The organism is Microbulbifer sp. YPW1, from assembly GCF_013367775.1.
GTDB lineage: Bacteria > Pseudomonadota > Gammaproteobacteria > Pseudomonadales > Cellvibrionaceae > Microbulbifer.
In genome coordinates this window covers 381,084-406,757 of the sequence record NZ_CP055157.1, presented here as the reverse complement: position 1 = coordinate 406,757, position 25,674 = coordinate 381,084, and the positions used below count along the sequence as shown (strand labels likewise).

19 protein-coding genes are annotated in these 25,674 nt (G+C 52.3%); all 19 read left to right on the top strand.

The window, feature by feature from the left end; all coding sequences use genetic code 11:
* Positions 1-315 precede the first annotated feature (315 nt).
* The 19 genes from HUW35_RS01810 (at position 316) to HUW35_RS01720 (ending at position 25,567) form a co-directional block, all read left to right on the top strand.
* Positions 316-1,107: an ABC transporter permease gene (locus HUW35_RS01810; protein WP_181254009.1), complete on the top strand. Its 792-nt coding sequence runs from the start codon at positions 316-318 to the stop codon at positions 1,105-1,107.
* Positions 1,104-1,799 carry an ABC transporter ATP-binding protein gene (locus tag HUW35_RS01805; protein ID WP_181254008.1) on the top strand — a complete coding sequence of 232 codons (696 nt, stop codon included), beginning with the start codon at positions 1,104-1,106 and terminating at the stop codon, positions 1,797-1,799. Before HUW35_RS01810 ends, HUW35_RS01805 begins: the two co-directional genes overlap by 4 nt.
* Positions 1,800-1,804: 5 nt before the next feature.
* Positions 1,805-3,007 carry a hypothetical protein gene (locus HUW35_RS01800; protein WP_181254007.1) on the top strand — a complete coding sequence of 401 codons (1,203 nt, stop codon included), beginning with the start codon at positions 1,805-1,807 and terminating at the stop codon, positions 3,005-3,007.
* A gap of 34 nt (positions 3,008-3,041) precedes the next feature.
* Positions 3,042-4,673, top strand: a complete 1,632-nt coding sequence (locus HUW35_RS01795) for an SLBB domain-containing protein (RefSeq protein WP_181254006.1) — start codon at positions 3,042-3,044, stop codon at positions 4,671-4,673.
* 149 nt (positions 4,674-4,822) lie between these two features.
* Positions 4,823-5,737, top strand: a complete 915-nt coding sequence (gene rfbA, locus HUW35_RS01790; protein ID WP_181254005.1) for a glucose-1-phosphate thymidylyltransferase RfbA — start codon at positions 4,823-4,825, stop codon at positions 5,735-5,737.
* Between the two features lie 48 nt (positions 5,738-5,785).
* Positions 5,786-6,334: a dTDP-4-dehydrorhamnose 3,5-epimerase gene (gene rfbC / locus HUW35_RS01785; RefSeq protein WP_181254004.1), complete on the top strand. Its 549-nt coding sequence runs from the start codon at positions 5,786-5,788 to the stop codon at positions 6,332-6,334.
* Between the two features lie 12 nt (positions 6,335-6,346).
* On the top strand, positions 6,347-7,216 hold the full coding sequence (gene rfbD, locus HUW35_RS01780; protein WP_181254003.1) for a dTDP-4-dehydrorhamnose reductase: 870 nt from the start codon (positions 6,347-6,349) through the stop codon (positions 7,214-7,216).
* Between the two features lie 109 nt (positions 7,217-7,325).
* Positions 7,326-8,408, top strand: a complete 1,083-nt coding sequence (gene rfbB, locus HUW35_RS01775; protein WP_181254002.1) for a dTDP-glucose 4,6-dehydratase — start codon at positions 7,326-7,328, stop codon at positions 8,406-8,408.
* Positions 8,409-8,482: 74 nt separating this feature from the next.
* Positions 8,483-11,260 (top strand): glycosyltransferase, encoded by a 2,778-nt coding sequence (locus HUW35_RS01770; RefSeq protein WP_181254001.1) that lies wholly within the window; start codon positions 8,483-8,485, stop codon positions 11,258-11,260.
* A 47-nt stretch (positions 11,261-11,307) separates the two neighbouring features.
* The gene (locus HUW35_RS01765) at positions 11,308-12,555 is read left to right on the top strand and encodes an ATP-grasp fold amidoligase family protein (RefSeq protein WP_181254000.1); all 1,248 of its coding nucleotides are present in this window, start codon (positions 11,308-11,310) and stop codon (positions 12,553-12,555) included.
* A 28-nt stretch (positions 12,556-12,583) separates the two neighbouring features.
* Positions 12,584-13,267 (top strand): hypothetical protein, encoded by a 684-nt coding sequence (locus HUW35_RS01760; RefSeq protein ID WP_181253999.1) that lies wholly within the window; start codon positions 12,584-12,586, stop codon positions 13,265-13,267.
* Positions 13,268-13,297: 30 nt separating this feature from the next.
* Complete coding sequence (locus tag HUW35_RS01755; protein ID WP_181253998.1) at positions 13,298-14,464, top strand: nucleotide sugar dehydrogenase; 1,167 nt, start codon at positions 13,298-13,300, stop codon at positions 14,462-14,464.
* Positions 14,465-14,746: 282 nt separating this feature from the next.
* The gene (locus tag HUW35_RS01750; RefSeq protein WP_181253997.1) at positions 14,747-17,014 is read left to right on the top strand and encodes a glycosyltransferase; all 2,268 of its coding nucleotides are present in this window, start codon (positions 14,747-14,749) and stop codon (positions 17,012-17,014) included.
* Positions 17,011-18,105, top strand: coding sequence for a sulfotransferase family 2 domain-containing protein (locus HUW35_RS01745; RefSeq protein WP_181253996.1), 1,095 nt, complete (start codon positions 17,011-17,013; stop codon positions 18,103-18,105). The genes HUW35_RS01750 and HUW35_RS01745 overlap by 4 nt, the downstream gene beginning before the upstream one ends.
* A gap of 153 nt (positions 18,106-18,258) precedes the next feature.
* Positions 18,259-20,367 (top strand): glycosyltransferase, encoded by a 2,109-nt coding sequence (locus HUW35_RS01740; protein ID WP_181253995.1) that lies wholly within the window; start codon positions 18,259-18,261, stop codon positions 20,365-20,367.
* Between the two features lie 61 nt (positions 20,368-20,428).
* Positions 20,429-20,800, top strand: a complete 372-nt coding sequence (locus HUW35_RS01735) for a hypothetical protein (protein WP_181253994.1) — start codon at positions 20,429-20,431, stop codon at positions 20,798-20,800.
* Positions 20,797-21,759 carry a glycosyltransferase family 1 protein gene (locus tag HUW35_RS01730; RefSeq protein ID WP_181253993.1) on the top strand — a complete coding sequence of 321 codons (963 nt, stop codon included), beginning with the start codon at positions 20,797-20,799 and terminating at the stop codon, positions 21,757-21,759. Before HUW35_RS01735 ends, HUW35_RS01730 begins: the two co-directional genes overlap by 4 nt.
* Positions 21,750-23,819 carry a capsular polysaccharide biosynthesis protein gene (locus tag HUW35_RS01725; protein ID WP_181253992.1) on the top strand — a complete coding sequence of 690 codons (2,070 nt, stop codon included), beginning with the start codon at positions 21,750-21,752 and terminating at the stop codon, positions 23,817-23,819. Before HUW35_RS01730 ends, HUW35_RS01725 begins: the two co-directional genes overlap by 10 nt.
* A 638-nt stretch (positions 23,820-24,457) precedes the next feature.
* Complete coding sequence (locus HUW35_RS01720; protein WP_181253991.1) at positions 24,458-25,567, top strand: capsule biosynthesis protein; 1,110 nt, start codon at positions 24,458-24,460, stop codon at positions 25,565-25,567.
* Positions 25,568-25,674 lie beyond the last annotated feature (107 nt).

The following is a 25,674-nucleotide window of genomic DNA, read 5'->3' as shown; positions in this document are numbered from 1 at the left end:
CATCCGAAAGGATGCGGCCTTTTTTGATTTGGCGGTGCTGCCCGGGAGCGAGGGAATACCCCGGCTCACGGAGCCGCTGGCGACGCAGAGCGCCGAACCAGTCAGATCTGTAATCACCTGTAATTGAATTACAGATGATTCTCCCGCTCAACTCGGGTAGAATTTCGCACGCCTTCGCACGGATCTGCGTCACATTTTTTATGTGAAACCGGCTAAAAATTGAGATGGATTTCTCAAAAAGCAAAAAATTTTAGATCTTTGGGGGGCTCTGCGGCTTTTTGTTGCATGGGTGTCCATAAAAAGAAAAAGAAGTACATGCACCCTTTAGTTCAACGTAACCCCTGGCAGATTCAGCGCGATGTGATCCGCGCGCTCCTGATCCGCGAGATGAAGACCCGCTTTGGCAAGTGGCGTCTCGGTTACGCTTGGGTTCTGCTTGAGCCAGCCATGCACATTATGCTGCTGGCGGCCATCTTCAGCTTCATGGGGCGTGAGTTCTATCCGGGCATCCCTACCATGCTTTTTATGCTGGCCGGAATTGCTCCGTTTATCTTTTTCGGTAACTCCTTCAGTAAGGGCGTTGCCGCGGTCGAGTCCAATCGTGGGCTGTTCAATTATCGTCAGTTGCGTCCCTTTGATGCGGTGCTCACTCGGGTGCTGCTGGAATTCGCCATTTATCTGTTCAGTCTGGTAGCGCTACTGGTCATTCTCGCCTGGTTCGGTGTTACCGCCCGCTTCAACGATTTCCTGCTGCTGGTCGGTATCAACCTGCTGTTTTTCTGCTTCTGCTTGGGGGTCAGCCTCACCATGTGTGTGGTGGGGGCAAAATTTCCTGAGGTCGCCAAGTTCGCACCGATGATCGTGCGCCCGCTGTACTTCATCTCCGGAGTGTTTTTCTCCCTGGAGCAGGTGCCAGAGGAATACCACGGCTACCTCTCCTGGAACCCCTTGCTGCATATGATCGAGTTGACCCGTGAGGGGCTTTTTGCGAGCTATCACGGCATGTTCGCCGATTTGCCCTACCTGGCCACCAGTTCATTGGTCATGCTCGCATTTGGTCTTTTGGTTTATCGTAGCCAGTGGCGCGATCTGGTGCGCAGCCAATGATTGAATTGCGCAACCTTACCAAGTCCTTCAAAACACCGGCGGGCCGCAAGGTGCTGTTTCGGAATGTCAATGCGGTCTTTCCCGAGGGGAAAAATATCGGCATTTTAGGGCGTAATGGTGCCGGTAAATCCACGCTGCTGCGGATTATGGGGGGGATTGATTATCCAGACTCAGGACGGGTGATTACCGACCAGCGTATCTCCTGGCCTATGGGGTTGTCCGGTGGCTTTCAGGGCAGTATGACCGGGCGTGAAAACGCGGCATTTATCTGCGGTATCCACGGTATCTGGGGAGGCGCAAAGCGTAAGGTGATGGGCCGGGTGCAGGAGTTCGCCGAAATCGGGGACTACTTTGATGCACCGGTAAAATCCTATTCCTCCGGCATGCGCTCGCGCCTTGCATTTGGCCTGAGCATTGCAGTGGATTTCGACTATTACCTGGTGGATGAGGTGATGTCGGTGGGGGATGCGCACTTCAAGCACAAGTGCGAGCAGGTGATTGCGGAAAAGCGCAAAACGGCTAATTTCATCATCGTTGCCCACAGTATGCCGATTTTGAAGAAAAACTGTGACGTGGGGATTTATCTCGGCCCCTCCGGCCTGCAGATATTCGATACCGTCCAAGAAGCGATAGCCCTGTACCAGCAGGGCATCCCCAAGCCTGCGCAAGCTGCTGCGGGTGCACAAAAGTAAGAGTTATGGAAACAGAAGAAAAAGTACCGGCGGCCAGCCAGAAAAAGGCTGCCAATACGGCCCAAAAAATACTGCGGAAGCTGTCAGCTGCAAGCGTCGGCGCATCTCCAGTGCGCGCCAGCCGCTGGGGTGGGCTTGCACTTTTTGTCGTGCTGCCTTTGTTGCTGGTCGGTGCTTATTACTTGTTTTGGGTGTCAGACAGATACGTCAGCGCCACACAGCTGATCGTAAAAGACAACAGCAGTAACCAGGGAATGTCGTCTAGTCTCGGGTTCCTGGTGCCGGGCATGGGAAGCGACAACCAGGACGCTTTTTTGGTGGTGAACTATATCCAGTCTCTGGATATGGCCCTGTTTTTGGATGAGGAGCTGGGCCTCGCCTCCTATTTCAAGAGTAATGAGTACGATGTGTTCTCGCGGCTCGCCGCGGATGCCTCTCAGGAAGACTACCTGGAATACTATCGCGCGCATATTGCGGTAGCACACGATGAGACCACCGGGATCATCAGTATTGAAATGCAGGCGTTCGAGCCCGAGTTCGCGCAGCGGCTGGTAGAAACAGTCATCCGCAAGTCGGAAGATTTTGTCAATGCGATCAGCAACCAGCTTGCCGACAAGCAGGTGTCGTTTGTACGCAGCGAACTGGAGCTGGCGCAAAGTAAACTGCGTACCAGTAAACAAAAAATCCTGGACTTCCAGAACCGCAATCAGGTGGTGAGCCCAGAAGAGTTAACCAAAGGTATCAGCGCGATTATTCAGGGGCTAGAAGCCAAGCTCGCCGAACTCCGTGCAAAGCTTACGGCGGCAAAAACATACTTGCACTCGGATTCTTCGCAGGTAGTTTCCCTGCAGGCGGAGATCAGTTCCCTGCAGCAACAGATTGAATCGGAAAAGGTGCGCCTTGTCGGCGTGACCGAAGAAGACGGTGAAGAGCGTCTCAACAGCCTCAATGCACACTTCCAGAATTTGCAGCTGGACCTGCAGTTCGCCATGGATGCCTATCAGGCATCGCTCACGGCACTGGAGACTGCGCGTATGGAGGCCTCGGGCAAACTCAAGCATTTGATGGTAATTAGTCAGCCCTCGATAGCTGAAGACGCGGAGTATCCCCACAAGCTGTACAACCTGGCGAGCCTGGCGGTGATTCTGTTGCTGTTGTACGGCATCGGCAAAATGCTGGTCGCCAGTATTCGCGACCATCGGGTATAAGCGGAAAATTTAACTCCCAGATTTAATAAGCGTTATGACAAAAACATTGATAAAGCGCTGGGTGATCAGCGCGCTCGTGGCCACCGGGCTCAGTGCCAGCGCCATCGCACTGGATACTCAGCAGCTGGAAAAAGACCGGCTGCGGGTTGCCGCAGGCGGTCATCTTCCCGTCTTCGGCGAGTCCCTGTTCAAAGGCGCCTTTAAAGACCAGCCTTTTCGCGGTTTCAATGGCGGCTACCGCGTTACAGTGGGAGACCAGATTGCCCTGCAACTGTGGGGGGCTTACAGCTTCAACGCCGTGCTGACGGTGGATGCCCAGGGCAATATTTTTATTCCGGAAGTGGGGCCGGTACACGTTGCCGGTGTTGAGAATGGTGACCTCAACAGCTTTGTACTGCGGCATGTAAAGCGGGTGTTCAAGAGCAATGTGCAGGCCTACGCCAATCTGGAGGCCAGCCAGCCGGTAAAAGTCTTTGTGACCGGTTTTGTGCAAAGCCCGGGTCTGTATCCTGGGTTCTCATCGGATTCCGTGTTGTACTACCTCGACAGTGCCGGCGGCATCAGTCGCGAGAGCGGCAGCTACATCGATATTAAAGTGCTGCGCCAGGGTAAAGAGCTGCAGCGTGTCAACCTGTATCGCTTCCTAGTTGAAGGACAAATGCCAGCACTGCAATTGCGAAATGGTGATTCCATCGTCGTGGGCCCGCGTCAGGGGTATATCAGTGTCGAGGGGGCGGTACAGGAGTCCGGGCAGATCGAGTTTGTGGGACCGTCCACCCACCTCGGCGAAATGCTGCTGGTGGCAAAGCCTGATCCGCAAGCCAACTTTGCGCGCATTACCCAGGTGATCGACAACGAGCAACAGGCGAGTTACCTCCCGCTGGATGAAGCCCTGAGCACACCACTGCACCCCGGTGCCCATGTAGAGCTGGTAAGTGACAGTGAGGTCAGCAGTATCTCGGTGCGCGTGAGTGGTGAGGTAAATGGGCCGGCCGCGTATGTGTTGCCCTACGGCGCCACCCTGCAGGACCTGCTGGACAAGCTGCGCTACCGGGATAACGCCAATCCATTTGCCCTGCAGCTGTACCGCAAAAGTGTGGCGAAAAAGCAGAAAGTCGCACTGGAGCGCTCACTGGATGCGCTGGAAATGGAGGCGCTGACCCGCCAGCCCACTACCACGGCAGACCAGGCATCGATCAAAGACACCGCGTCCATGATCCAGAATTTTATTTCCAAGGCGCGCAATGCCCAGCCGCGCGGGCAGGTAGTGTTGGCCAACAATGCCAATGCCGGGGAAATGCTACTGGAAGATGGGGACTCGCTGATCGTTCCTTTGCGCGCGTCCACTGTATCGGTTGTGGGGGAGGTGGTCTTCCCCACATCGCTGGTATTTGATGAACGCAGTACCTTGGAAGACTACATCGAATTGGCTGGCGGCTTCTCAAACAACGCGAATACCGACGAGCTGGTGGTGTTGCATATGGATGGCACTATCAGTCGTATTAAAGAGAGCAAGTTTGATAATCGCCTCAAGGGCGTGCTGCGCCCGGGTGATGAGATCATGATCATGCCAAAAATTCAGGCGAGTGAGCTGCAGGTCACCAAGGACGTCACAGAGATTCTGTACCGTATTGCAGTTGGTACCGCAGCGGTATTGTCTTTCTAGGATCTGGGTGCTGATAGGAGGCGGCCCGCGGAAAGTTCGGGCCGGCTGAAGAATGAAGGCACTGTGCGGCGCAGAATGTAAAAAAATTGGCCCTGAAATTGCTGCGCAGTGTTCGGCCAACTTTAAATAAAGTTTACTTGGGGGAAGGAATGAAAACTGGAACTTCATCACGAAAGGGAATAATTCTGGCCGGTGGGTCAGGCACACGGCTGTATCCATTGACCAAAGGTGTCAGTAAACAGCTGATGGCGGTGTACGACAAACCGATGATCTACTACCCGCTGACTACCCTGATGATGGCAGGCATTCGCGATATTCTCATTATCACTACCCCCGAAGAGCAGTGCCTGTTCCAGAAACTGCTGGAAGATGGCAGCCAGTGGGGCATCAACATTACCTACGCGGTGCAGCCTTCGCCAGACGGCTTGGCACAAGCGTTCCTGATTGGCCGCGAGCACGTTGGCAACAACCCCAGCGCGCTGGTACTGGGTGACAACATTTATTATGCCGAGCACTTCAGTGAAGTACTGAAGAATGCGGACCAGCGCACCGAGGGCGCCACTGTATTTGGTTACCACGTCGCCGACCCGCGAGCATATGGCGTAGCCGAATTTGACCGTGATGGCAAAGTGATCAGCATCGAAGAAAAGCCTTCCCAGCCCAAGTCCAACTACGCAGTTACAGGTCTTTACTTCTATGACAGTCAAGTCTGTGATCTGGCGCGAGAAATCAAGCCGAGCCACCGTGGAGAGCTGGAAATTACCGATCTCAATCGTATGTATCTGGAACAGGGCAGCTTAAACGTAGAGCTGATGGGCCGCGGCGCCGCCTGGCTGGACACTGGTACCCACGATAACCTGCTGGAAGCTGCGCAGTTTGTTCAGACCATTGAACGCCGTCAGGGTTTGAAGATTGCCTGCCCCGAAGAAGTCGCTTTCCGCAAAGGCTTTATCGACGCAGAAACCCTGGAGAAGCAGGCGCAGCCGCTGATCAAGAGTGGCTACGGCGAATATCTTATGCAGATACTCGCTGAATCCAAAACCGACCACGCCTTCTCCCGCTGAAAATCCAGAGTTCACGATGTAGGAGCCTGCCTGCAGGCGAACAGTTTTATGAAATTAATAGAAACAAAAATCCCTGACGTAAAAATCATAGAGCCCAAAGTCTTCGGTGACGAGCGCGGCTTCTTCCTGGAAACCTTTCGCCAGGATTTTTTCAACCGCGAATGCGCAGAGCGCACATTCGTGCAGGACAACCACAGCAAGTCCAGCCAGGGAATCCTCCGTGGCCTGCACTACCAGACCGAAAGCACCCAGGGCAAGCTGGTCCGCGTGACCGCCGGTGAAGTATTTGATGTGGCCGTAGACCTGCGCAAGAGCTCTCCCACCTTTGGCCAGTGGGTGGGCGTACTGTTGAATGAAGACAACAAGCGCCAGCTCTGGGTCCCGGAAGGCTTCGCTCACGGGTTTTACGTCACTAGCGAATCCGCCGAGTTCGTTTACAAATGTACCGACTATTACGCACCGGAGCACGAGCACTCTCTGCGCTGGGACGATCCGGAAATCGGTATCGAGTGGCCCCTGGTCAATGGCGAGCAGCCCAAACTCTCCGCCAAAGATGCCGACGGTAAACTCCTTAAAGACGCCGTTGCCTTTGGTTGATGGGGTAATAAAATGAAAATTCTGATCACCGGTAAAAATGGCCAGCTTGGCCAGCAGCTCCAACAGCAGGCGCCTTTCGGCATAACACTTATCGCCCACGGCCGCGAAACCTTGAATATTGCTGACAAGGATCAGGTATTTGCTGTTCTGACAGAGGCAAAGCCAGATGTCGTCATCAACGCCGCTGCCTACACGGCCGTAGACAAAGCCGAGTCCGAAGTGGAGCAGGCCCACGCCATCAATGCCCGGGGGCCGGAAAACCTCGCGCTCGCCTGCCGCGAACTCGGTGCCCGCCTGATACACGTCTCCACCGACTTCGTGTTTGATGGCAGACAGTCGCTACCCTATACGCCAGAAAATATCCGCAAGCCCGTGAGTGTCTACGGCGAAAGTAAGGCTCGGGGCGAAGAGGCCGTCGAGGCCATTCTCCCGGAAGCGATCATCGTGCGTACCGCCTGGGTATATGACCGTGAGGGCGGCAACTTTGCTACAACCATGTTGCGTCTGATGGGCGAGCGCGATCAGCTCGGCATCGTCGCCGACCAGATCGGTACGCCGACATGGGCCGGCACCCTGGCCAAAGCGATTTACTCGCTCGCCAACGTCCCGGAAGCAAGCGGTATCTACCATTGTACCGACGCCGGCGCCGCCAGCTGGTACGACTTCGCTGTCGCTGTTTTTGAAGAAGGTAAGGCCGCCGGCCTACTGCCTGCAGATAGAAAGGTACAGATTGGCCCCATTGCCACCAGCGATTACCCAACTCCAGCAACACGCCCATCTTACAGTGTGCTGGACAAAACCCGCCTGACCAAAGAGGTGGGCGTGGAGCTGAGCCACTGGCGCCAGGTACTGAGATCTGTCTTCGGCTCGCACAACCTGTAGGAGCCTGCCTGCAGGCGAACCGGGGCACGTTAGTGCCCCGCGAACAAAAAAATCTAGAACTGAATATTCCGGTAAGCCCCGGAACCAAGACCAACGGAACTGCAAACAAATGAGCAACCTGCTAGTAACCGGCGGTGCCGGCTTTATCGGCGCCAATTTTGTCCATTACTGGATGAAAACTTACCCGCAAGACAAGGTGGTCGTACTGGATGCACTCACCTATGCCGGTAACAAAGCTAACCTGGATCCGGTGGCAGAAAATCCGAACTTTGTCTTCAGCCACGGCAACATCTGTGATACCGCACTGGTAGAAACGCTGCTCAAAGAGCATCACATCGATACGCTGGTGCATTTTGCTGCGGAGAGCCATGTAGACCGCTCCATTACCGGGCCGGATGCATTTATCGAAACCAATATCATCGGTACCCACAGTCTGCTCAAGGCTGTAAAGAAAGTCTGGTTGGATGAGGGACTCAATAAAGATAGCCACCGCTTCCACCATGTCTCAACCGATGAGGTATACGGCACATTGGGTCCGAATGATCCGGCCTTCAGTGAGACCACACCCTACGCGCCAAACAGCCCATATTCCGCGAGCAAGGCGGCATCGGATCACTTGGTGCGTGCTTACCACCACACTTATGGGCTGAATGTCACCACCAGCAATTGTTCAAATAACTACGGGCCTTACCACTTCCCGGAAAAACTGATTCCGCTCGTGATTACCAATATCCTGCACGACAAACCGCTGCCGATTTATGGTGATGGCCAGCAGATTCGCGATTGGCTGTACGTAGAAGACCATGCACGCGGAATTGAACTTGTGGTAAAGAGCGGGCGCTTGGGCGAATGCTATAACATTGGCGGCATTAATGAGTGGGCCAATATCGATATCGTTAAACTGATCTGTAAACTTATGAATCAAGCATTTTCCCAGAACCCCCTATTGTCTCAACGATTTCCATTGGCAACCAAAGCTCAACAAGGTTGCTCAGAGGATCTGATTACCTATGTTACTGATCGCGCTGGCCATGATCGGCGTTATGCGATTGATCCCACAAAGAGCCGCATTGAGCTGGTATATGAGCCGAATGTGAACTTCGAAAGTGGCATTCGAAAAACGGTGTCTTGGTACCTGGAAAATGAGAATTGGTGGCGTGAAATACAGGATGGCAGTTACCAATCTGAATAAAAATTTGAACGTTTAAGGAGATAGCTCGGGTTTTAATCCCGGGTAGTGCGATAGCAGATTTTTTTGGGGTAACTATGCTTTCTAAAATTCGTAAGTTCACTAGTAAAAACCGCAAGCCTAACATTGTGGCTTTGCCTTCTGTTCGCGGAAGGATAGACCAGTGTGATGAAAATGTTATTCGGGGTTGGGTGTGTGACTTCCAGCATGGCGAAAAAGTTCAAGTGCGAATTTTTAGCGGCGAGAAATCAATTCTCAACTTGAAAGCGGATAAATTTCGCCAGGATCTGGCAGACGCCAGCATCGGGGATGGATTTTGCGCCTTTAGTGCCGATTTGGGGGCGATCCTTACGGATGGCAAGCGCCATCAGATCAAGGTTGAAGCAGAGACAAGTGATGGTAGAAGATTCTCCTTTGAACCTATTTTTGTCGATGCAAAGTTTAGCGTAAATGAAAGCTTAGTACTCGATGGCCGTTTGGATAACCCTCTGCCGGGGCGTATTCGTGGGTGGGTCATGGTTAAAGATCGGCCTGACGTCAAACCTTTTGTCGAAATCAAAATTAATGATCATATTCTCGCAACCGTTTGTGCAAATAAAGAACGCCTTGACGTAAAAGAAAAGGTTGGCGGCGATGGCCGCTGTGGCTTCGAGTATCCAATTCCTTTCGAGTTCGTTAATGGATGTAAGCACAAACTTACAGCCAAGGTGGTCGGAGAGACCAAGTTTGTCTTTAATGCCAAAGAATTTAGCCAGCTTCCTCACTCAGGAGTTGCCGTCGAGGCGACGAAAATTCTACCTCGTGTCAGAAAGGATGGGTTCCGGGGTAATGTAGATAGGCCAAACCGTGCAAATGTAATTCGCGGTTGGGCATGTATTGGTGATGAGTATCGTGACAACGGTTCAGAGATATCCATCTATATTGATGGAGTGCGGGCAGGAACCACGGTAGCAAAAATTTTTAGAAAAGACCTAGAGGAGCATGGAATCAACTCTGGATACGCAGGGTTCGAGTACTCTGTGCCTCAAAATTTTATCGATGGTCGGAAGCATGAAGTTGAAATACGGGATGAATCTGGCGATTTCTTTATTGCGTCAAGAAAAATTGAACTGAAAAACGATAGGGAGTACACCGATTTCGAGGGTTATCTTAAGTGGAGTTTCTTTAATCGTGAGGTTCCTGCGCCATTTCGAGAAGAGGATAAGCGCTGTTTTGCTTATATGGACTGGCTGGAGAAATTTGATTCCAAAAGGTACTCGAGACAACTTGAAGGAAAAAATGCACCGTTAGTGACGATCGTTATGCCGACGTACAATCGCGCGCATATTATTGGAAGAGCGGTGCAATCCGTGCTTGCGCAATCATATTTCAATTGGGAATTGATCGTGATTGACGATGGTAGCTCCGATAATACTTCTGATGTGATCGCCGCTTTTGGAGATGATCGTATTCGGTATGTCAGATTGGACGGGAATCTAGGTGTCTCCCACGCAAGAAATCATGGTTTGACGATCGCGAAAGGCGAGTATATCGCTTACCTGGACACTGATAACGACTGGAGAGAAAACTTCCTGTTACTCGTGGTAGGCAACCTGGAGGAAAAGAGAGATTACGATTGTGCTTATACTGCACAGTATTTGTACCGCAATGAGCAGTCGCAGCCATGCGCCGTAAGGTTCGGGCCTTTTAATCGAACACTGCTCGAAAATCGCAATTACATCGATATGAATGCATTTGTGCATCGCCGTTCTATTTTCGACCGCCTTGGCGGTTTTGATACCAAGTTGCGCCGATTGGTGGACTGGGACTTGGTGCTCAGATACTCAGAGGATAAAAAACCCCTTGCGATAAGTAATATCGTTTCCAACTATTATTACTACAGTGAAGGAAACGCAATTACCATAACCGAAGACCTCGCGTCTGCAAAATCTGCATTGAGTCAGTCTCGCTCTCTCGGGCGTGAAGAGTTTGTGCTGGAGTATGATGAAATAGGTTATCGTGGTGACGGTGAAGAGGCTTCTTCTCCGGTAACCTCCAGCCAGATCAAGAGTAGCTTGCTCTCGCAAAAGTGTCCTGTGAGTGTGATCGTTGTCAGTTTCAATATTCCGAAAATTTTCCGGGCATGTATTGAGAGCGTCTTGAGGACCACAGATCCAGAGCTAACTGAAATCATTATTATTGATAATTGTTCGGATTCTGAGACCATCGAGGTTGTAAGGGAGCTTTCCGCGCACAAAAATGTCAAGTCGGTTTTTAATGAACTTAACCTTGGTTTTACTGCTGCCGTAAATCAGGGGATAGAACTTGCGCAGTATTCCAATGATATTATTTTGCTGAATAACGATGCCATTGCAACTTCGGGGTGGGTACAGGCAATGCAGGATGTTGTGGAGAGGTACCCAGATGCGGGAATTGTTTGCCCGCAGCAGGTGCTTTTCCCAAACACCAAAACTCTCAATACTCACGTCCCTTATGCGGATCCGAATTGCGAGACCGATGTTAGCGTGTCGTATCACCATAAAAATCTGGAGCTCGCTGGTTTGCTGGATTCGGCGCCCGAGTTTGAAGTTAACTTCGTTCCATTCTTTTGTGTGTATATCCCCCGCTCTGTAATTCGAGAGGTCGGTTTGCTCGATGAGAAGCTGGGGCGGCATTACCGATCCGATCGTCTGTATTGTTACGCTGTAAGGTATCAGGGAGGCAAGAAAGTATACTTTACGCCTAAGTCCAAGCTCTATCACTTGCACCAGCAGTCTACATCCAGCTTAAAAAAGAAGGATAAAGAGGAGTTTGAGGTTATGTTTGTCAAGAATAGTTGGTCTCAAGATTTTCCAGTTTCCGAGTGGGATTTTTGACCTTTTCAGAGTTGGATTTTTTGAGTTGGATTGATTAGGGGGTGAATATGAATTTTTTGGGATTTTTGCGTAAGAGATTTGAGAGTAAGCAGACTGCAGATTTTTGGAGGCTGGATGATAAGGAGTGTGCATATGCCCATGTGAGAGGATTAGGTTACAGTGCTCCATTTGCGCATCGTTTTGATTCAGCACGCGCCGCATTTGATTTCGGTGTTGAGGAGTATGGGAATCAATTTGTAGTGAAGGCAGGCGATCGCCATTCTTGTATTGGCGTTTATTTGATAAAAAAAATATCCGGGAATCGGTATATAAATTTGCTGGATCTGTCCGAAGTCTCACGGCATCAAATAGGTTTTGATTTGCCTGGAAAAGCTCCGTCGTTTTGGTTGGTTGAGTCCTTTGTAGAGTCGTATGTTAGGGGAAGAGATATCCCCCTTGATTACAAGTTTTACTGCTTTGGTAAAAACGTAGCGCTAATAATTCAGATTGATAGAAACGTTTCTCCCGCTAGAGTTGCTATATTCGATGGCTCTTTTGTTCCACTTCGATATGGAGAGGATTATTTTTTTGATGAGACTCGATGGATGCCATCTGGGCATGTGGTTCCATTTAATGCGCCAGAAATGATTTTGATGGCGTCCAAGCTTTCTGAGAGCACTGGTACAAATTTTGTTAGTGTAGATTGTTTTGACTCAAAAGATGGTCCTGTTTTTGGAGAGTTTACGTTTGCTCCGGGGGCTCCCGATAGTGGAATGGTAACGTTTAGTGAAAGGGTCCTGGGTATTCTGGATCAAGCTGTTTCGGGGGCGGCTTTTTCGTCAGCTTCTGGGTTTGATATAGATTATGTAAGTATGGAGTCTGCACTGAATAGTGAACGTGTAGCTTGTCAGGAAGACTTGGATGTGTTTGGTTTTCGTGTTGCTCGAATGTTGGATCGAGATAGGTTGTCCGCGAGAGGGCTAAGCTTCATATCTAGTAAATTAGGTAGTCATTTTGAATTTATTTTTAAGTATATCGGGTTTTTAAATGGCGATGGTGAGCAAGCCTTTACTTTGGCCAGTCGCATCTCTTCCGGTAGTGGATTGTTCTCTTCAGCGAAGGGAGGGTTGGTGTTTGCCAGTGCCGCGCTCGAATTTTATTGTGAACGTATTGGTCGCGGACCGTGGTTTGAAACTCGATTTCATCAAGTTAAGTTGGCGTATTTTCCTCAAGATTCCGATGGTTCCCTGGAACGTATCTCTGAAATTGCGGATGAGGGGTATGAGTATGCAAAAAGAGTTTTTTCGACATATTAATTAGTAAGCTACGGGTTTGGTTTGAAAAATGATCTTCGATGAATATATCTCTGTAGGCGATAACTGTGAAGCAGGGTTGAACTTTTGGCGCATTGGCTATGACTATTCGTCCGTGTTTAGGTTTGGTAGGTCAGATCTTCTAGAAAATATGCGTCTTTTGGAAGCTGATTTCGATGGGGTTTATGAGAGTGTGTCACCGGTTTCTAATGATATGGTTCGGTGCGATAAATATAATGTTAGTTGGCATTCTTCGATAAAGTCTGCGCTTGAGGGTGGAGAGCGTAAAGTTTTGTGCTCAGAAATTGAAGCTGAAAAGTATCGTATCGAAGAAAAAAATAAATTGATGCATCTTGTGAAAAAATGGCACCAGGACCTAGCGTCGAATAAAAAAATTGCATTTTTCTATAAGAGTAACAGCGAGCCAGATGTTGCATCGTTGCAAAGGTTTTTGGATTACTTGCAGTATAAGTGTCCAAGCTTGAGTTTCAAGTTGATAGTGGTTCTTACTGAGGAGCAGAGGTCTTTGTTGGGTGATCGTTTAGGGGCCTTGGGGGGAGAGGTTGAGGTAGAGGTCGTGAAGTTTTTTGCTCCTTACCACGATGCATATTCTTATTCCGCTGATTGCTGGGACAAGATTTTCTCTAAGTATCCAGTTTCATCTGAGCGGCTAACTCGAACACCATTGGGTAAGTTTGCCCGTGTTTCTTTGTAATAGTGTTTTTAAGTGAGTTGGTAGGTTTGTATGAAAATCGCGGTGGCCGGGACGGGATATGTGGGTATGTCCATCGCAGCATTGTTGGCGCAGAATAACAAAGTTATAGCTGTCGATGTTGTCCCCGAAAAAGTTGAAACCATAAATGCTAGACGATCGCCTATTTGCGATTCGGAAATCGAGAGGTTTCTTGCGGAAGAAAATCTTGATCTTACGGCAACACTGGATTGGGCTGATGCATATCGAGAGGCTAACTTTGTAGTTGTTGCGACGCCGACGGATTACGATGTTGAGACTAATCGTTTCAATGTCCGGTCTGTGGAGGTGGTTATAGATAATGTTTTGTCTGTCAATCCCGATGCTGTCATAGTTATTAAATCAACGGTTCCTGTAGGCTATACAAAATCTTTATGTCAGCGTATTGGGGTTGACAATATTATTTTTTCTCCCGAGTTTTTGAGAGAGGGTAGTGCGCTTCACGACAACCTTTATCCTTCTAGAATTGTTGTTGGCGAAAAAAGTGGCAGGGCCGAGAGTTTCGCAAGGCTTTTGATTGAAGGGGCATCGGATAAAGAAGTTCCTGTTTTATATGTCGATAGCACAGAAGCAGAGGCTATTAAGCTATTTTCGAATACATATTTAGCTATGCGGGTGGCATATTTTAATGAACTTGATTCCTATGCGGAAACCCACGCTCTTGATTCACGGCAAATAATCGAAGGCGTATGCTTGGATCCTAGGGTGGGAAATCACTACAATAACCCGTCATTTGGTTATGGTGGCTACTGTTTGCCAAAAGATACCAAGCAGTTACTCGCCAATTATCAAGATGTGCCGAACAATTTGATTTCGGCTATTGTGGATGCTAATACCACGCGTAAAGATTTTGTTGCCGATTCAATTGTTAAAAAAAATCCGCGAGTGGTGGGCGTTTACCGATTAATTATGAAGGCGGGTTCAGATAATTTCCGCTCTTCATCTATACAGGGCGTGATGAAACGTATCAAGGCGAAGGGTGTAGATGTCGTGGTTTATGAGCCTGCTTTAGCTGAGGAAGAGTTTTTTAGATCCCCGGTAATGCGTAATCTTGATGCATTCAAGCAAATTTGTGATGTGATTATTACAAATCGGATGGTTGATGAGCTGTTGGATGTCGAGGATAAGGTTTATACTCGAGATCTTTTTGGCGGTGATTGAGCCAGAATTGACACTTATTGCTGTCAAGCAATCATTCCTTTTCGATTTGGCTGGCACTGATACGGTGCTGGCCAAGGCTCTGTCCATTGGGCTGTCTTAGTGGCGAATTTTCTCAAGACACATTTTCGCTGGCCAAATCTATACGGGATCGGATCTGGATTTGTGGCAGGCGCAGGCGGTATTGGACTTGCTTGTATAGCTTTCGCTTGAGGGAAACGCTTTTTTTGTTTGGGTAAGGACGAAGTTTCTCATTGCCCCCTATAGGTAAACCTTTTTCTTTGCATGCTTAATTTCCGCTTGTTATTGGGTGAGCTGCGTCGTTGGTTGAATCGACGCCACCCCTTGCAGATTACCGCACTTGAGGATACTGTTCTTGCCGGTACATTTTGGCGGTGTTCCGGCGGTGATCCTTCTTTAAATGTTTTTCCTTCTTCGGGGCTTTATCCTCGTGGCTGGTATATGCTCGAGCTAGAGCTTTCAGCAAATGTGCCAGCGCTTCCTTGTCGCCTCTATGCTGATTACGGGCACGGCTACAAGGAAGTAGAATCTTTTTCACTTACGGTGGAGCCCGGCCAGTTGTCCAAGCGAGTCTGCTACTTCCCTGCTCGGGCTCGCACGCTACGGCTTGATCCATGTGATTTCCCTGCTGAGGTGAGGTTTGATCATTTCAAGCTGCTTAAAATTACGCGGGGCTTTGCTGTGCGGGTTATGGTGCGCAAGCTTGTTAACGCCCAAAAATACGAATCAATTGGCGATGCTCGCGCTGTCGGTTGGCGAAGCCTCTTCCAGGCTTACGATCAGCTTTTCTTTCCGGCAGCGCATTCCAGTTATCAAACACAGCTAGCGCGTCAACGCGCTAGCTATTCCGTTAACACTATTGTAGAGCGTCTCCGTCGGATGCCTGTAAAACCTAAGATTTCTGTGGTTTTGCCGGTTTATAATCCCCCGCTGTCCATGTTGAAAGCATGCTTGGACTCTGTTCTTGCGCAATCCTACAGTAACTGGCAACTCTGTATCGCAGATGATGCGTCTACGGATCCTCTTGTCACTAAGACCTTGCTTGAGTATGCCGACTGCGACCCTCGTATTAATTTGGTTCGGCGATTTTGCAATGGACATATTTGTGCTGCAAGTAACTCAGCGCTTTCTGTGGCACAAGGCGATTATGTTGCGCTTCTGGATCATGATGATTGCTTGTTCGAGCATGCGCTTTTGGAGGTTGCAACAGCAATTCAATCTGCTCCAAACGCGGAGATTTTCTACTCGGACGAGGATTTTATCGATGGTGACGGCAATCGCTTTTCTCCTCATTACAAGCCTGATTGGAATCCGGCGTTGTTGCTTTCCCACAATTATGTGACGCACCTTGCAATCTATCGCCGCACATTACTGGATATTGCGGGTGGTTTCCGTGAGGGTGCTGGTGTTGAGGGTGCTCAGGATTACGATTTAATTTTACGTTGTTCGGCGTTATCGTCAGCAGAAAAGATTTTGCATATACCAAAGGTGCTTTATCACTGGCGAGCGCACGAGGGTTCTACAGCACTGAGTTCAGATCAGAAAAGTTATACGTCGAAGGCCGGGCGAAAGGCGCTTCAGGATTACCTTGACACACAAGGTATCGCTGCGCGTGCCCTTGAAACAGAGGATGACAATCTATATCGAGTTGATTACCAAATGGCCAGTCAACCATTGGTGAGCCTGTTGATACCTACCAGGGATATGCTGTCTGTCCTCCGTCCTTGTGTGGAGTCGATACTTTCGCGTTCAACCTACAGTAACTTTGAAATTTTGATCCTTGATAACCAAAGCCGGGATTCAGCAACGCTCGCTTGGTTTTCAGAAGTGCAGAATTTTGATTCTCGGGTGCGGGTATTGGCGTACGACCATCCTTTTAATTATTCCGCCATCAACAATTTCGGCGTGACAGAGGCCCGCGGTGAAATCATCGGCCTAATCAATAACGATGTGGAAGTGATCACTCCGGGCTGGATTGAGGAGCTGGCGTCACTGTCGCAGCAGCCTGAGAATGGCTGTGTGGGAGCTCTACTTTATTACCCGGATGATACCGTGCAGCATGCTGGAGTCATTCTTGGACTGGGCGGCTACGCGGCCCACTCCCACCGCGGGTCACCGCGGGGTAGTCAGGGGTATTTCAATCGTTTAAAGGTGCGCCAGAACCTGAGCGCGGTGACCGGTGCTTGCCTGTTTGTACGCAAGTCTGTCTATGAACAGGTGGGCGGCCTGGATGAGGCCTATACCGTGGCCTATAACGATGTGGATTTCTGTCTGCGTGTGCAGGCAGCTGGCTACTTGAACGTCTTTACACCGTTTGCCGAGCTTTACCATCATGAGAGCAAGTCCCGCGGGCAGGAAGATACCCCGGAAAAGATCGCCCGTTTTGATGAAGAAAAGGCCCGCTTGGCAGAACGTTGGGGCGCGCTGTTGCAGCGCGATCCGTTCTATCACCCCAACCTTACCCGTGCCCGGGAAGATTTTTCCTTGGCAGGGCAAGATGAGCTTGCAGTAACCGAGGCTGCTGTTGCATGAAATTTTTAAATCGCGCTAATGGCGGATCATGCCGTCCCGAGGAGGAGAAGTCCCTGTTCGATGGGGCAGTGGATAACCAGTGGGGACCGGTGATCCGTGGCTGGGCCAAAGTTGCGGACGGCGGCAAGCCGGCGCTAGTGATGGTCGATGCCGATGGAGAGCAGCACTATTTATTGGCATCTGAATACCGGAATGACTTGCTGGAGCGGGGGGGGCACCCCACCGGGGAGTGTGGTTTTTCACTAAATCTAGGGCGCAGGCTGAAGTCGCCGGCCAGGGTTTCTGTATTTTCAGCACTTGGTGATCTTGCCCCTAGCCGGCCGGCTTTTGTGAACAAGCCCCTGTTTTTCATGCATATTGCCAAAACTGCGGGCAGCTCCGTAAATGAGTTTTTTATCGAGCACTTTGGGCACGAGCGGGCAGCGATGCATATCGAATCGGTCTCGGACCTCCAATCGCTCGCGCATCATCAGTTTATTTCTGGGCACATTGGCCTGGAGCGCTTTGAACGGGATTTCGAAAGAGACAAATTCTACACAGCGACCATGTTGCGTGAGCCCGTACGACAGCTGGTGTCGCACCTTAACTGGGTTCGCCATCTGTCTGAGCCTGAGCGCGCTGATTTTTTGCAGGGGCACCCTGATATCGTGCGAGAGATTTCTGCGCGCCTGCAGAAAGTTGATTTCTCCAGCCCGGAAGCGATGAGCCGCTTCGTATCGGAATTGCGTCCGGCAGAAAGACCGCTATTTGATAATTGCCAGTGTCGATATTTTCACAGTATTCCAGCGAGTAAGCCTTTTAACGATGAAGCTTTCCTGCAGGCATTAAATAACCTGAAACGGTTTGATTTTGTTGGCATTACCGAAAATTTCGAACCCGCAATCCGCTACCTGGGTGCCAAGGCTGGTATCGTAAAAAATTGGGAAAAACCTCCTCGGGTGAATGTAAACAAGTTTGATTACGGGTTTGATGTTACAAATCCTGAACTGATCACAGCAGTGGCTCCACTTATACGCTACGATCAGGAGCTTTATCAGCGGGTGTCGGAACTCAGCCGGACATTGCTTGAGTCCGGCCCCGAGGCTCATTGAGGTATTTTCTTGAGCGCTCACTTTCGTTTTTTTCGCTCTCTGGTCCGTTTAGTACCTACTTTTCTACGGCCACAGACAGGCGTACGTTCTCTCTCGCCCGGTGTTAACGAAACCTTTCAATGGCTTGGCCGCTTGCCGGGTAGGGGCTGGTATATGTTCGAGTTTCAGCTGGGGGAAACCTGTGGGGCTCGACATGTTTTGTTACATGTGGACTGCGGTAGCGGTTTTGACCCAGCGGTATCGATTACCCTGCCGCTCCGTCGGGGCAAGGTGGCGAAGAGAATCTGTTATTTTCCCGGCCCGGTACGCGCCGTGGAACTTAAATTTTCCGGAGTGGCTGGAGAAGGCGAATATGAGGTTGCGCACTGTTGTCTCGCCTGGCTGGCCCCTCACTTTGCCCGCGATCGGTTGTGTCAGCGCCTGGCCAATATGCATCGTAATTACCGGGGCGAGTCCCGCCAATCGGTGCGCAAAGCCTTGAGCAAGGAAGCGCAGGCAAGTGGTCGCAGTTGGCGCTCGGTAGCATTGCTGCATTATTCGGAAACCTTTCACAAGCGCTGCCCGCAGGCTGGGTACGCGGAGTGGTTGGCTCAGGTAGAGACTGAACAGCTACCAGGGACTGACGAGGTTGTGGCTCTCGCCGCCTGTCTGCCACCGCCGGCACTATTCACGCTTCGCATGCGGGTGACTTTACACGCGCTGGATTCTGCGTGGCTGGCAATGCGCTCCTTATTGTCGCAGTCGTACCCCCGCTGGCGTCTGTTGTTGGAGGTCAGTGGGGACTTACTTGCAGCTCCCGGTCCTGCTCTCGCTCGTTTACACGAGACGGCACTGGGTGATGAGCGCATTGTATTGCAGGAAGAGGGGAGGGAGATTTCTGGACAATTCTCGTGCGCATCCGGGGAGCCGGTGTACGCGCACTTTGTGTCCGAGTTACCTTCGGTCGGCCGCCTGCATACCCATGCACTGTATTTCGCGGCGAAGGCAATTTCAGAAAGTCCTGATGTGCAACTGCTGTATACGGACGGCGACACATTAAACCGTGCTGGCAGTCGCGAGGCACCGCTGTTCCGGCCCGCTTGGAATCCTGACTTGCTACTTGCCTGTAACTATGTAGGCCAGTGCTGTTTTTTCCACAATGAATTATTGCAGAGCCTTGGCCGCGGCTTCCCGGCCGCCAGGGGAATCACCATCTACGACGCCTTGCTGCAGTGCCGTGAGTTGCTGAATGCGGATGATGTTAAACATATCCCTCGGGTTCTATATCACCAGAAGGTGATGCCGGTTGCGGACCGGCAGCTCCTGGAGTCAGCGGAGAAAAACGTACTGAAGCACTATCTGGCGGAAGCAGGTATTCCGGCTGAGCTGGAGAGTTGGCAATCGACTGAGGGGCAGGGCACACCCTCGGCTCGTCTTCGCTGGGCGATACCGAAACCGGTGCCGATGGTCAGCCTGCTGGTGCCGACACGGGATGGTGTGGATATTCTCCGCCAGTGCGTGGATTCAATTCTTCAGAAAACCGAGTATCCCAATTACGAAATCCTGATTCTCGATAACCAGAGCCGATGCTCGAAAACGCTTGCGTATTTTCGGGAAGTTCAGCGCGATTCGCGCGTGCGGGTTCACCAGTGGAACCACCCATTCAACTATTCGGCGATCAACAATTTTGGTGCGAGTCTGGCGCGGGGCTCCGTGCTGGGGCTGATCAACAACGATATCGAGGTTATTACTCCGGGCTGGTTGTGTGAAATGGTGGGCCATGCCTGCCGGGAAGAGATCGGCTGTGTGGGTGCCAAGCTGTATTACGGTAACGATACCCTCCAGCACGGTGGGGTAATCCTCGGGATTGGCGGTACCGCTGGCCACAGTCATAAATATGCCTTGCGCGACGCTGCGGGCTATATGGGGCGCCTGCAGGTGGTGCAGAATCTGTCTGCGGTCACCGGTGCCTGTCTGGTGTTGCGCAAATCAGTGTTTGAACAGGTCGGTGGGCTCAACGAGGCCGATCTGGCGATTGCCTATAACGATGTGGATCTCTGTCTGAAAGTCCGCGAGGCAGGCTATCGTAACCTGTGGACGCCATATGCAGAGCTTTACCATCACGAGTCGGTTTCCCGCGGCGCTGACGATACCACCGCAAAGCGCCGCCGGGCGCAGCGTGAAGCCGATTACATGCGTAGACGCTGGGGCAACCAGTTGGACACAGATCCAGCGTATAATCCTAACCTTACTCTGATCCACGAAGACTTTTCCTTGGCGTGATGGGACGCGCGCACAAAAGGAAAATTAATAAAGTAGCTAGCTGTATATCTGTGGCACTTATATGACACTCAGCCAGTCAGCGGTAGCTGTTATTTTTATAGCGGTAATCGCGCTTCTTGTATTCACCCGGTTTAGACCATCTCTCGTTTTTGCCTCTGGTGCGGCTGTCTGCTTTTTGACCGGTCTGGTGCCGGCAGAATCGGTACTGCAAAAAGCGGTCACCCCCGGACTGGTCACTCTGGTCGTGCTGATTCTGGCATCGATTGGCCTGGAAAAAGCCAGCTGGCTGCGCTTGGTGTCCGGCCGGCTGATCAATGGTTCTTTGACGGGCAGCCTGTTTCGCCTTGCCGGGGCTACGGCGCTGAGCTCCGCTTTTCTGAACAACACGGCGGTGGTGGCCTGGTGCAAAAATATTTTGGGCAGAGTTAGGTGAAACAGCGCGAAAATATAAAGCATATTGTGGTTGAAGAGGGGGCAAACCCGTCTTCCGACTACTTCGTGCGGCCGTTCTTGAGTGGAGCGGGTGCTGATATTGTCCGCTGTTCCTTCGCCCAGTTACCCTCCGCTGATCTGCTAGACGGTGCCATCGTCACATTTGTACGTTATGTGCCTCGCAAGTGGCGGCAGCTGATCGAGCGGCATCAAGGCGTCATCCAGCAGCTGAATTTCTTTATGGACGACGACCTGTTCAGCTGGCCCGCCTTTGCGCGTATGCCCCTGCGTTACCAATGGAAGCTACTGCGCCTCAGTTGGCGTCATCAGGCCTGGCTGCGTGCCATGGGCGCGAAGCTGCTGGTGTCTACCCCGTATCTTCAGCAGCGCTATGCCGAGTGGCAGCCGCAGTTACTGGCGCCGCAGGTGCCGGCGGGACTGCTGCCGTTGCTGGGGCGGGAAGATGTGGAGAACTCTGACTCTGCGCCAATTACCGTTTTCTACCACGGCTCCGCCTCCCACGGTGCAGACCTCAATTGGCTACGCCCGGTGATTGAAAAGGCGCTGGCGGCAGATAAGCGGCTGGTGTTTGAGGTCATTGGCAACAACAGCGTAAATCGACTGTTCAAAGGCCTGCCCCGGGCACATGTGATACACCCGATGAAGTGGGGTAGTTACCAGGCGTTGTTGCAGCGCCCGGGGCGTACCATCGGCCTGGCTCCACTGTTGGATTCACCCTTTAACCGCGCGCGTTCCCATACCAAATTTCTGGATATCACCCTGGCTGGTGCTGTGGGTATTTTTGCCCGCGGGCCGGTGTACGGTGAGGTAGTGCGCGATGGTGAGAACGGCCTGCTGCTGCCGATGGATCAGGCCGCCTGGGTCGAGGGGATTCTGCGGCTGGCCAGTGATGCGCCTCTACGTAACCAGTTGTTGTGTGGGGCGCGCGCATGTCTGTAATCGGGTATTGCTCCCGTGGGCTGCGCCGTATTCGCGGGCTTGATGCCTTGTTGGAGACGCGCAGTCGTTTTTTCATCTTGCGACCGCCCAAGGCGGTGACCCACATTGCGGGCTGGGGGCGCAAGCCCACTGCGGTGCGTGCGCGCAGGTTTGCGGCACAGTTCGGTTTGCCGTTTGTCAGCCTGGAAGATGGTTTTCTGCGCTCCTTTGGCTTGGGGGTAAATGGTGCGCCGCTGCACAGCCTGGTGGCGGATAATTCCGGGATTTATTACGACGCTACGCAGCCCAGTGATCTGGAATCGCTGATTCTGGATAGCGAGTTCGGGCAAGAGGAGCTAAGCCGCGCGCGCTACTGTATGGAACAGCTGCGCCAGCACCGCCTGTCCAAGTACAACTGTGCCCGGGATCACCGGGTGACCTGGCCAGACACGCGGCCGCGCGTGTTGGTGGTGGATCAGACCTTTGGCGATGCGGCGGTCACCTACGGCGGGGCGGATGCCGCGAGTTTTATTGCCATGCTGGATGCCGCCATTGCGGAAAACCCGGATGCCCAGGTTGTGGTCAAGGTGCACCCGGATGTGATCGCCGGCAAAAAGCGCGGCTATTTGCTGCAGGCGGCGGAGCAGCGCGGGTGCCAGCTATGGTCGGAAGATGTCAACCCCTGGGCCCTGTTGGACGCGGTAGAGAGGGTGTATGTGGTCACCAGCCAGTTTGGGTTTGATGCGCTCCTCGCGGGTTTGCCTGTGCGCTGTTTCGGGTTGCCATTTTATGCCGGCTGGGGGCTGACGGAAGACGAGCTTAGCTGCCCGCGCCGGGCAGGAGCGCGTTCCCTTGAGCAGGTTTTTGCCGCGGCCTATCTGCGGTATTGCCGCTATATCAATCCATATACCGGTGAGCGCTGCACGCTGGAAGACACCATCCGGTTAATCGCAGAACAAAAGCGGCAGGCGGAGCGTTTGCGTGGCAGCTGGTTGGCCCTGGGGTTTTCTCCCTGGAAGCGCGGCTTTGTGCCGGACTTTCTTGCACAGCCGGCACAATTGCAGTTCGCGAGCAAAGAGCCTGCGATATTTTCCCGCTGCGGCCACGCGCCCCAGGTGGCGATATGGGCGAGCAGTTTGCCGGAAGATATTGCCTCTATCTGCAGCAAGCGCGGTTTAACTCTTTGGCGGCTGGAAGACGGCTTTCTGCGCTCGGTGGGGCTGGGGTCTGACCTGGTGCGCCCGTTGTCGCTGGTGCTGGATAAACAGGGCATTTATTACGATGCTTCCCGGCCATCGGGTCTGGAAATGCTGCTGCGGGAAACCATATTCACCCCGGAATTGCGTACTCGCGGAGCCAACCTCCGGCAACTGCTGGTGACGCGGCAGCTGAGCAAGTACAACGTGGGTGCGGGTTTATCCGCAGATGCAGCCCTGACGTTGCCGGCTAATCGCGTGGCAATCTTGGTGCCGGGGCAGGTGGAAAGCGATGCATCCATCGCCAATGGATCTCCCTGGATAAAGTCCAATCGCCAGCTATTGCAACAGGTGCGCCGCGCCAATCCGGATGCCTATATCATCTACAAGCCGCACCCGGACGTCCTGGCCGGTGGGCGAATGGGAGCGTTGCCGGACGGCGATGACGACCTGTTTGATCTGCAGGTCAGCGAACTGCCAATGCCCGCGTTGCTGGCGCAAGTGGATGAAGTGCACACATTGAGTTCCCTCAGCGGGTTTGAAGCGCTGTTGCGGGGCGTAAAGGTGGTGACCTACGGGCTGCCGTTTTATGCCGGCTGGGGGCTTACTGAAGACCTGCTGCTCAACGGGGAGCAGGGGCGGGGCCTGGGTGAGCTGGCAGTGGTGCGCCGTTGCCTCAGAGCCCGTGGCCGCAAGCTGACCCTGGACGAGCTGGTGGCGGCAACACTGATTCTGTATCCGTCTTATGTGGATCCCCGCAGCGGGGACCTTGTGGATGTAGAGACGGCGGTACAGATACTGCAGGCGCAAAGGGCGGCGGCCAAGCATGTCAGATGGCGGCAATCTATTTACCGCAAAGTGCGCAACCGCTTTTTTCGAAAATAATCTCAATTATCACTCCGTCACGATCAGGGATTACGTAAACCCCCGATTCTTCAAGAAATTCTATTGATTACCAAAGCGGAAGACTGGCGTTATTTCCGCGTGCGCGGCTTTATTCTCAAGCGCGACTTCCTGCCTGACGCTGAATTCAAAAAACTGGCGCGTGAATTGCAGTGCTCTATAAAGGCCGGGTGCGGGTGTTCGTTGAGGGCGCCACGCTGACCGGGCGGATATTGATTGCTTGATCGGCTGAAGCTGGCCTGGGGAGCTGCGGAGTTTTGGCGGGAAATTCTTCCAGTGTCTCGCCTGGGGGGCTTATTTGCACAAGACAATACGACGCCATGAATGTATAGTCTTGTGCCATATTTGGTGGTTGCGTCACATTTTTTGGCGTTTTCTTGCGGTTATTTTTTGACCGGTTTTTGCTTGGGGTGTTTTCGCCCAAAGGTTCGTAGTGCCCGGGGGGCGGCAATCACTTGCCGTGGGCTGAGTGGGGATAAATGTCAGGGGTCGTATTCTTGCAGGGGCCGCATGGTCCTTTCTTTGCGCGTTGCGCCCGGTATTTCTCCGAGCGCGGCTTACAAACACATAAAATCAATTTCAATGGCGGAGACCGTCTGCAAGGCTGGGCCGATCATCAGGTGGATTACACTGGTGGGCCTGCGGGATGGCCGGAGTACTTCGCCGGTTATCTGCGTCAGCACAACATTCGTGCCGTTGTGGTGTACGGAGACTGCCGTTACTACCATCGCGAAGCCCGTGCCGTGTGCGACGAGCAGAGCGTTTCCTTCTGGGCCTTTGAAGAGGGCTATCTGAGACCGGACTTCGTCACTCTGGAGCAGGGGGGCGTGAACGGGTTTTCCGGTGTCGACTGGTCGCCGAGTGCTATCCGCGGCTACCACCCGCACAATCGTTCAAATGACGTACAGGTCGGGTCTACTTTCCGCCAGCGTGCCTGGTTTGCGATAACTTATTATCTGGCCGCGCGTTTTTTCCGCAGCGAATTTTCCGCATACCGTCATCACCGCCCGCGCACCTGGCTGCAGGAGGGGGGCTGCTGGTTGAGGAGCCTGGTGCGAAAGTATCGGTACAAGTTCAGCCAACGCAGTTATCTGTCTTCACTGGTGAAACGCCACAGTGGAGAGTTTTATCTCTATGCACTGCAGACCCAGGATGACTTCCAGATCCGTGAGCACTCGGATTACGACAGTATTGATGATTCCATCGCCGAGGTTATCCGCTCTTTCGCGGAAGGCGCCGCGGAACACGAGCTGCTGGTCATCAAGCATCACCCGATGGATCGAGGTTTCTGCCATTACGGTCGTTTGATCAAGCGGCTGGCGCGGGAGCACCAAGTCGGTGGGCGGGTGGTCTACTGTCACGATCTGCATTTGCCCACCCTGTTGAAGCACGCCAAGGGGCTGATCACTATCAACAGTACCGTGGGTATTTCTGCCCTGCTGCATAAAGTACCGACCATTACCCTCGGCCGCGCCCTGTATAACCAGCCGGGACTCACTCATCAGGGAGCGCTAAGCGCATTCTGGAGTGCCGCAGACCCGGTGGACCCGCAGTTCTTCCGCAGCTTCCGCACTTACCTCTACGAGCGCACCCAGCTGGATGGCAGCTTTGCCAAAAATGTGGACTTTGCGGTGGAGCAGGCCTGGCTGCGCATGGCACCGGTTTTGGCTTCCAGTCTCGAGCGTCCGCTACCCAAAACAGAGGAAGAGGCAGAATACCTCGCCGCCTGACGGTGTCCCTGTGCTTGTGTAGCGCAGGGCATCGATATTCGGGGTATGACTATCGATCAAAAATTAAACTGGCAGTATTCCACCAAACTGGTAGACTGCGCAGCCTC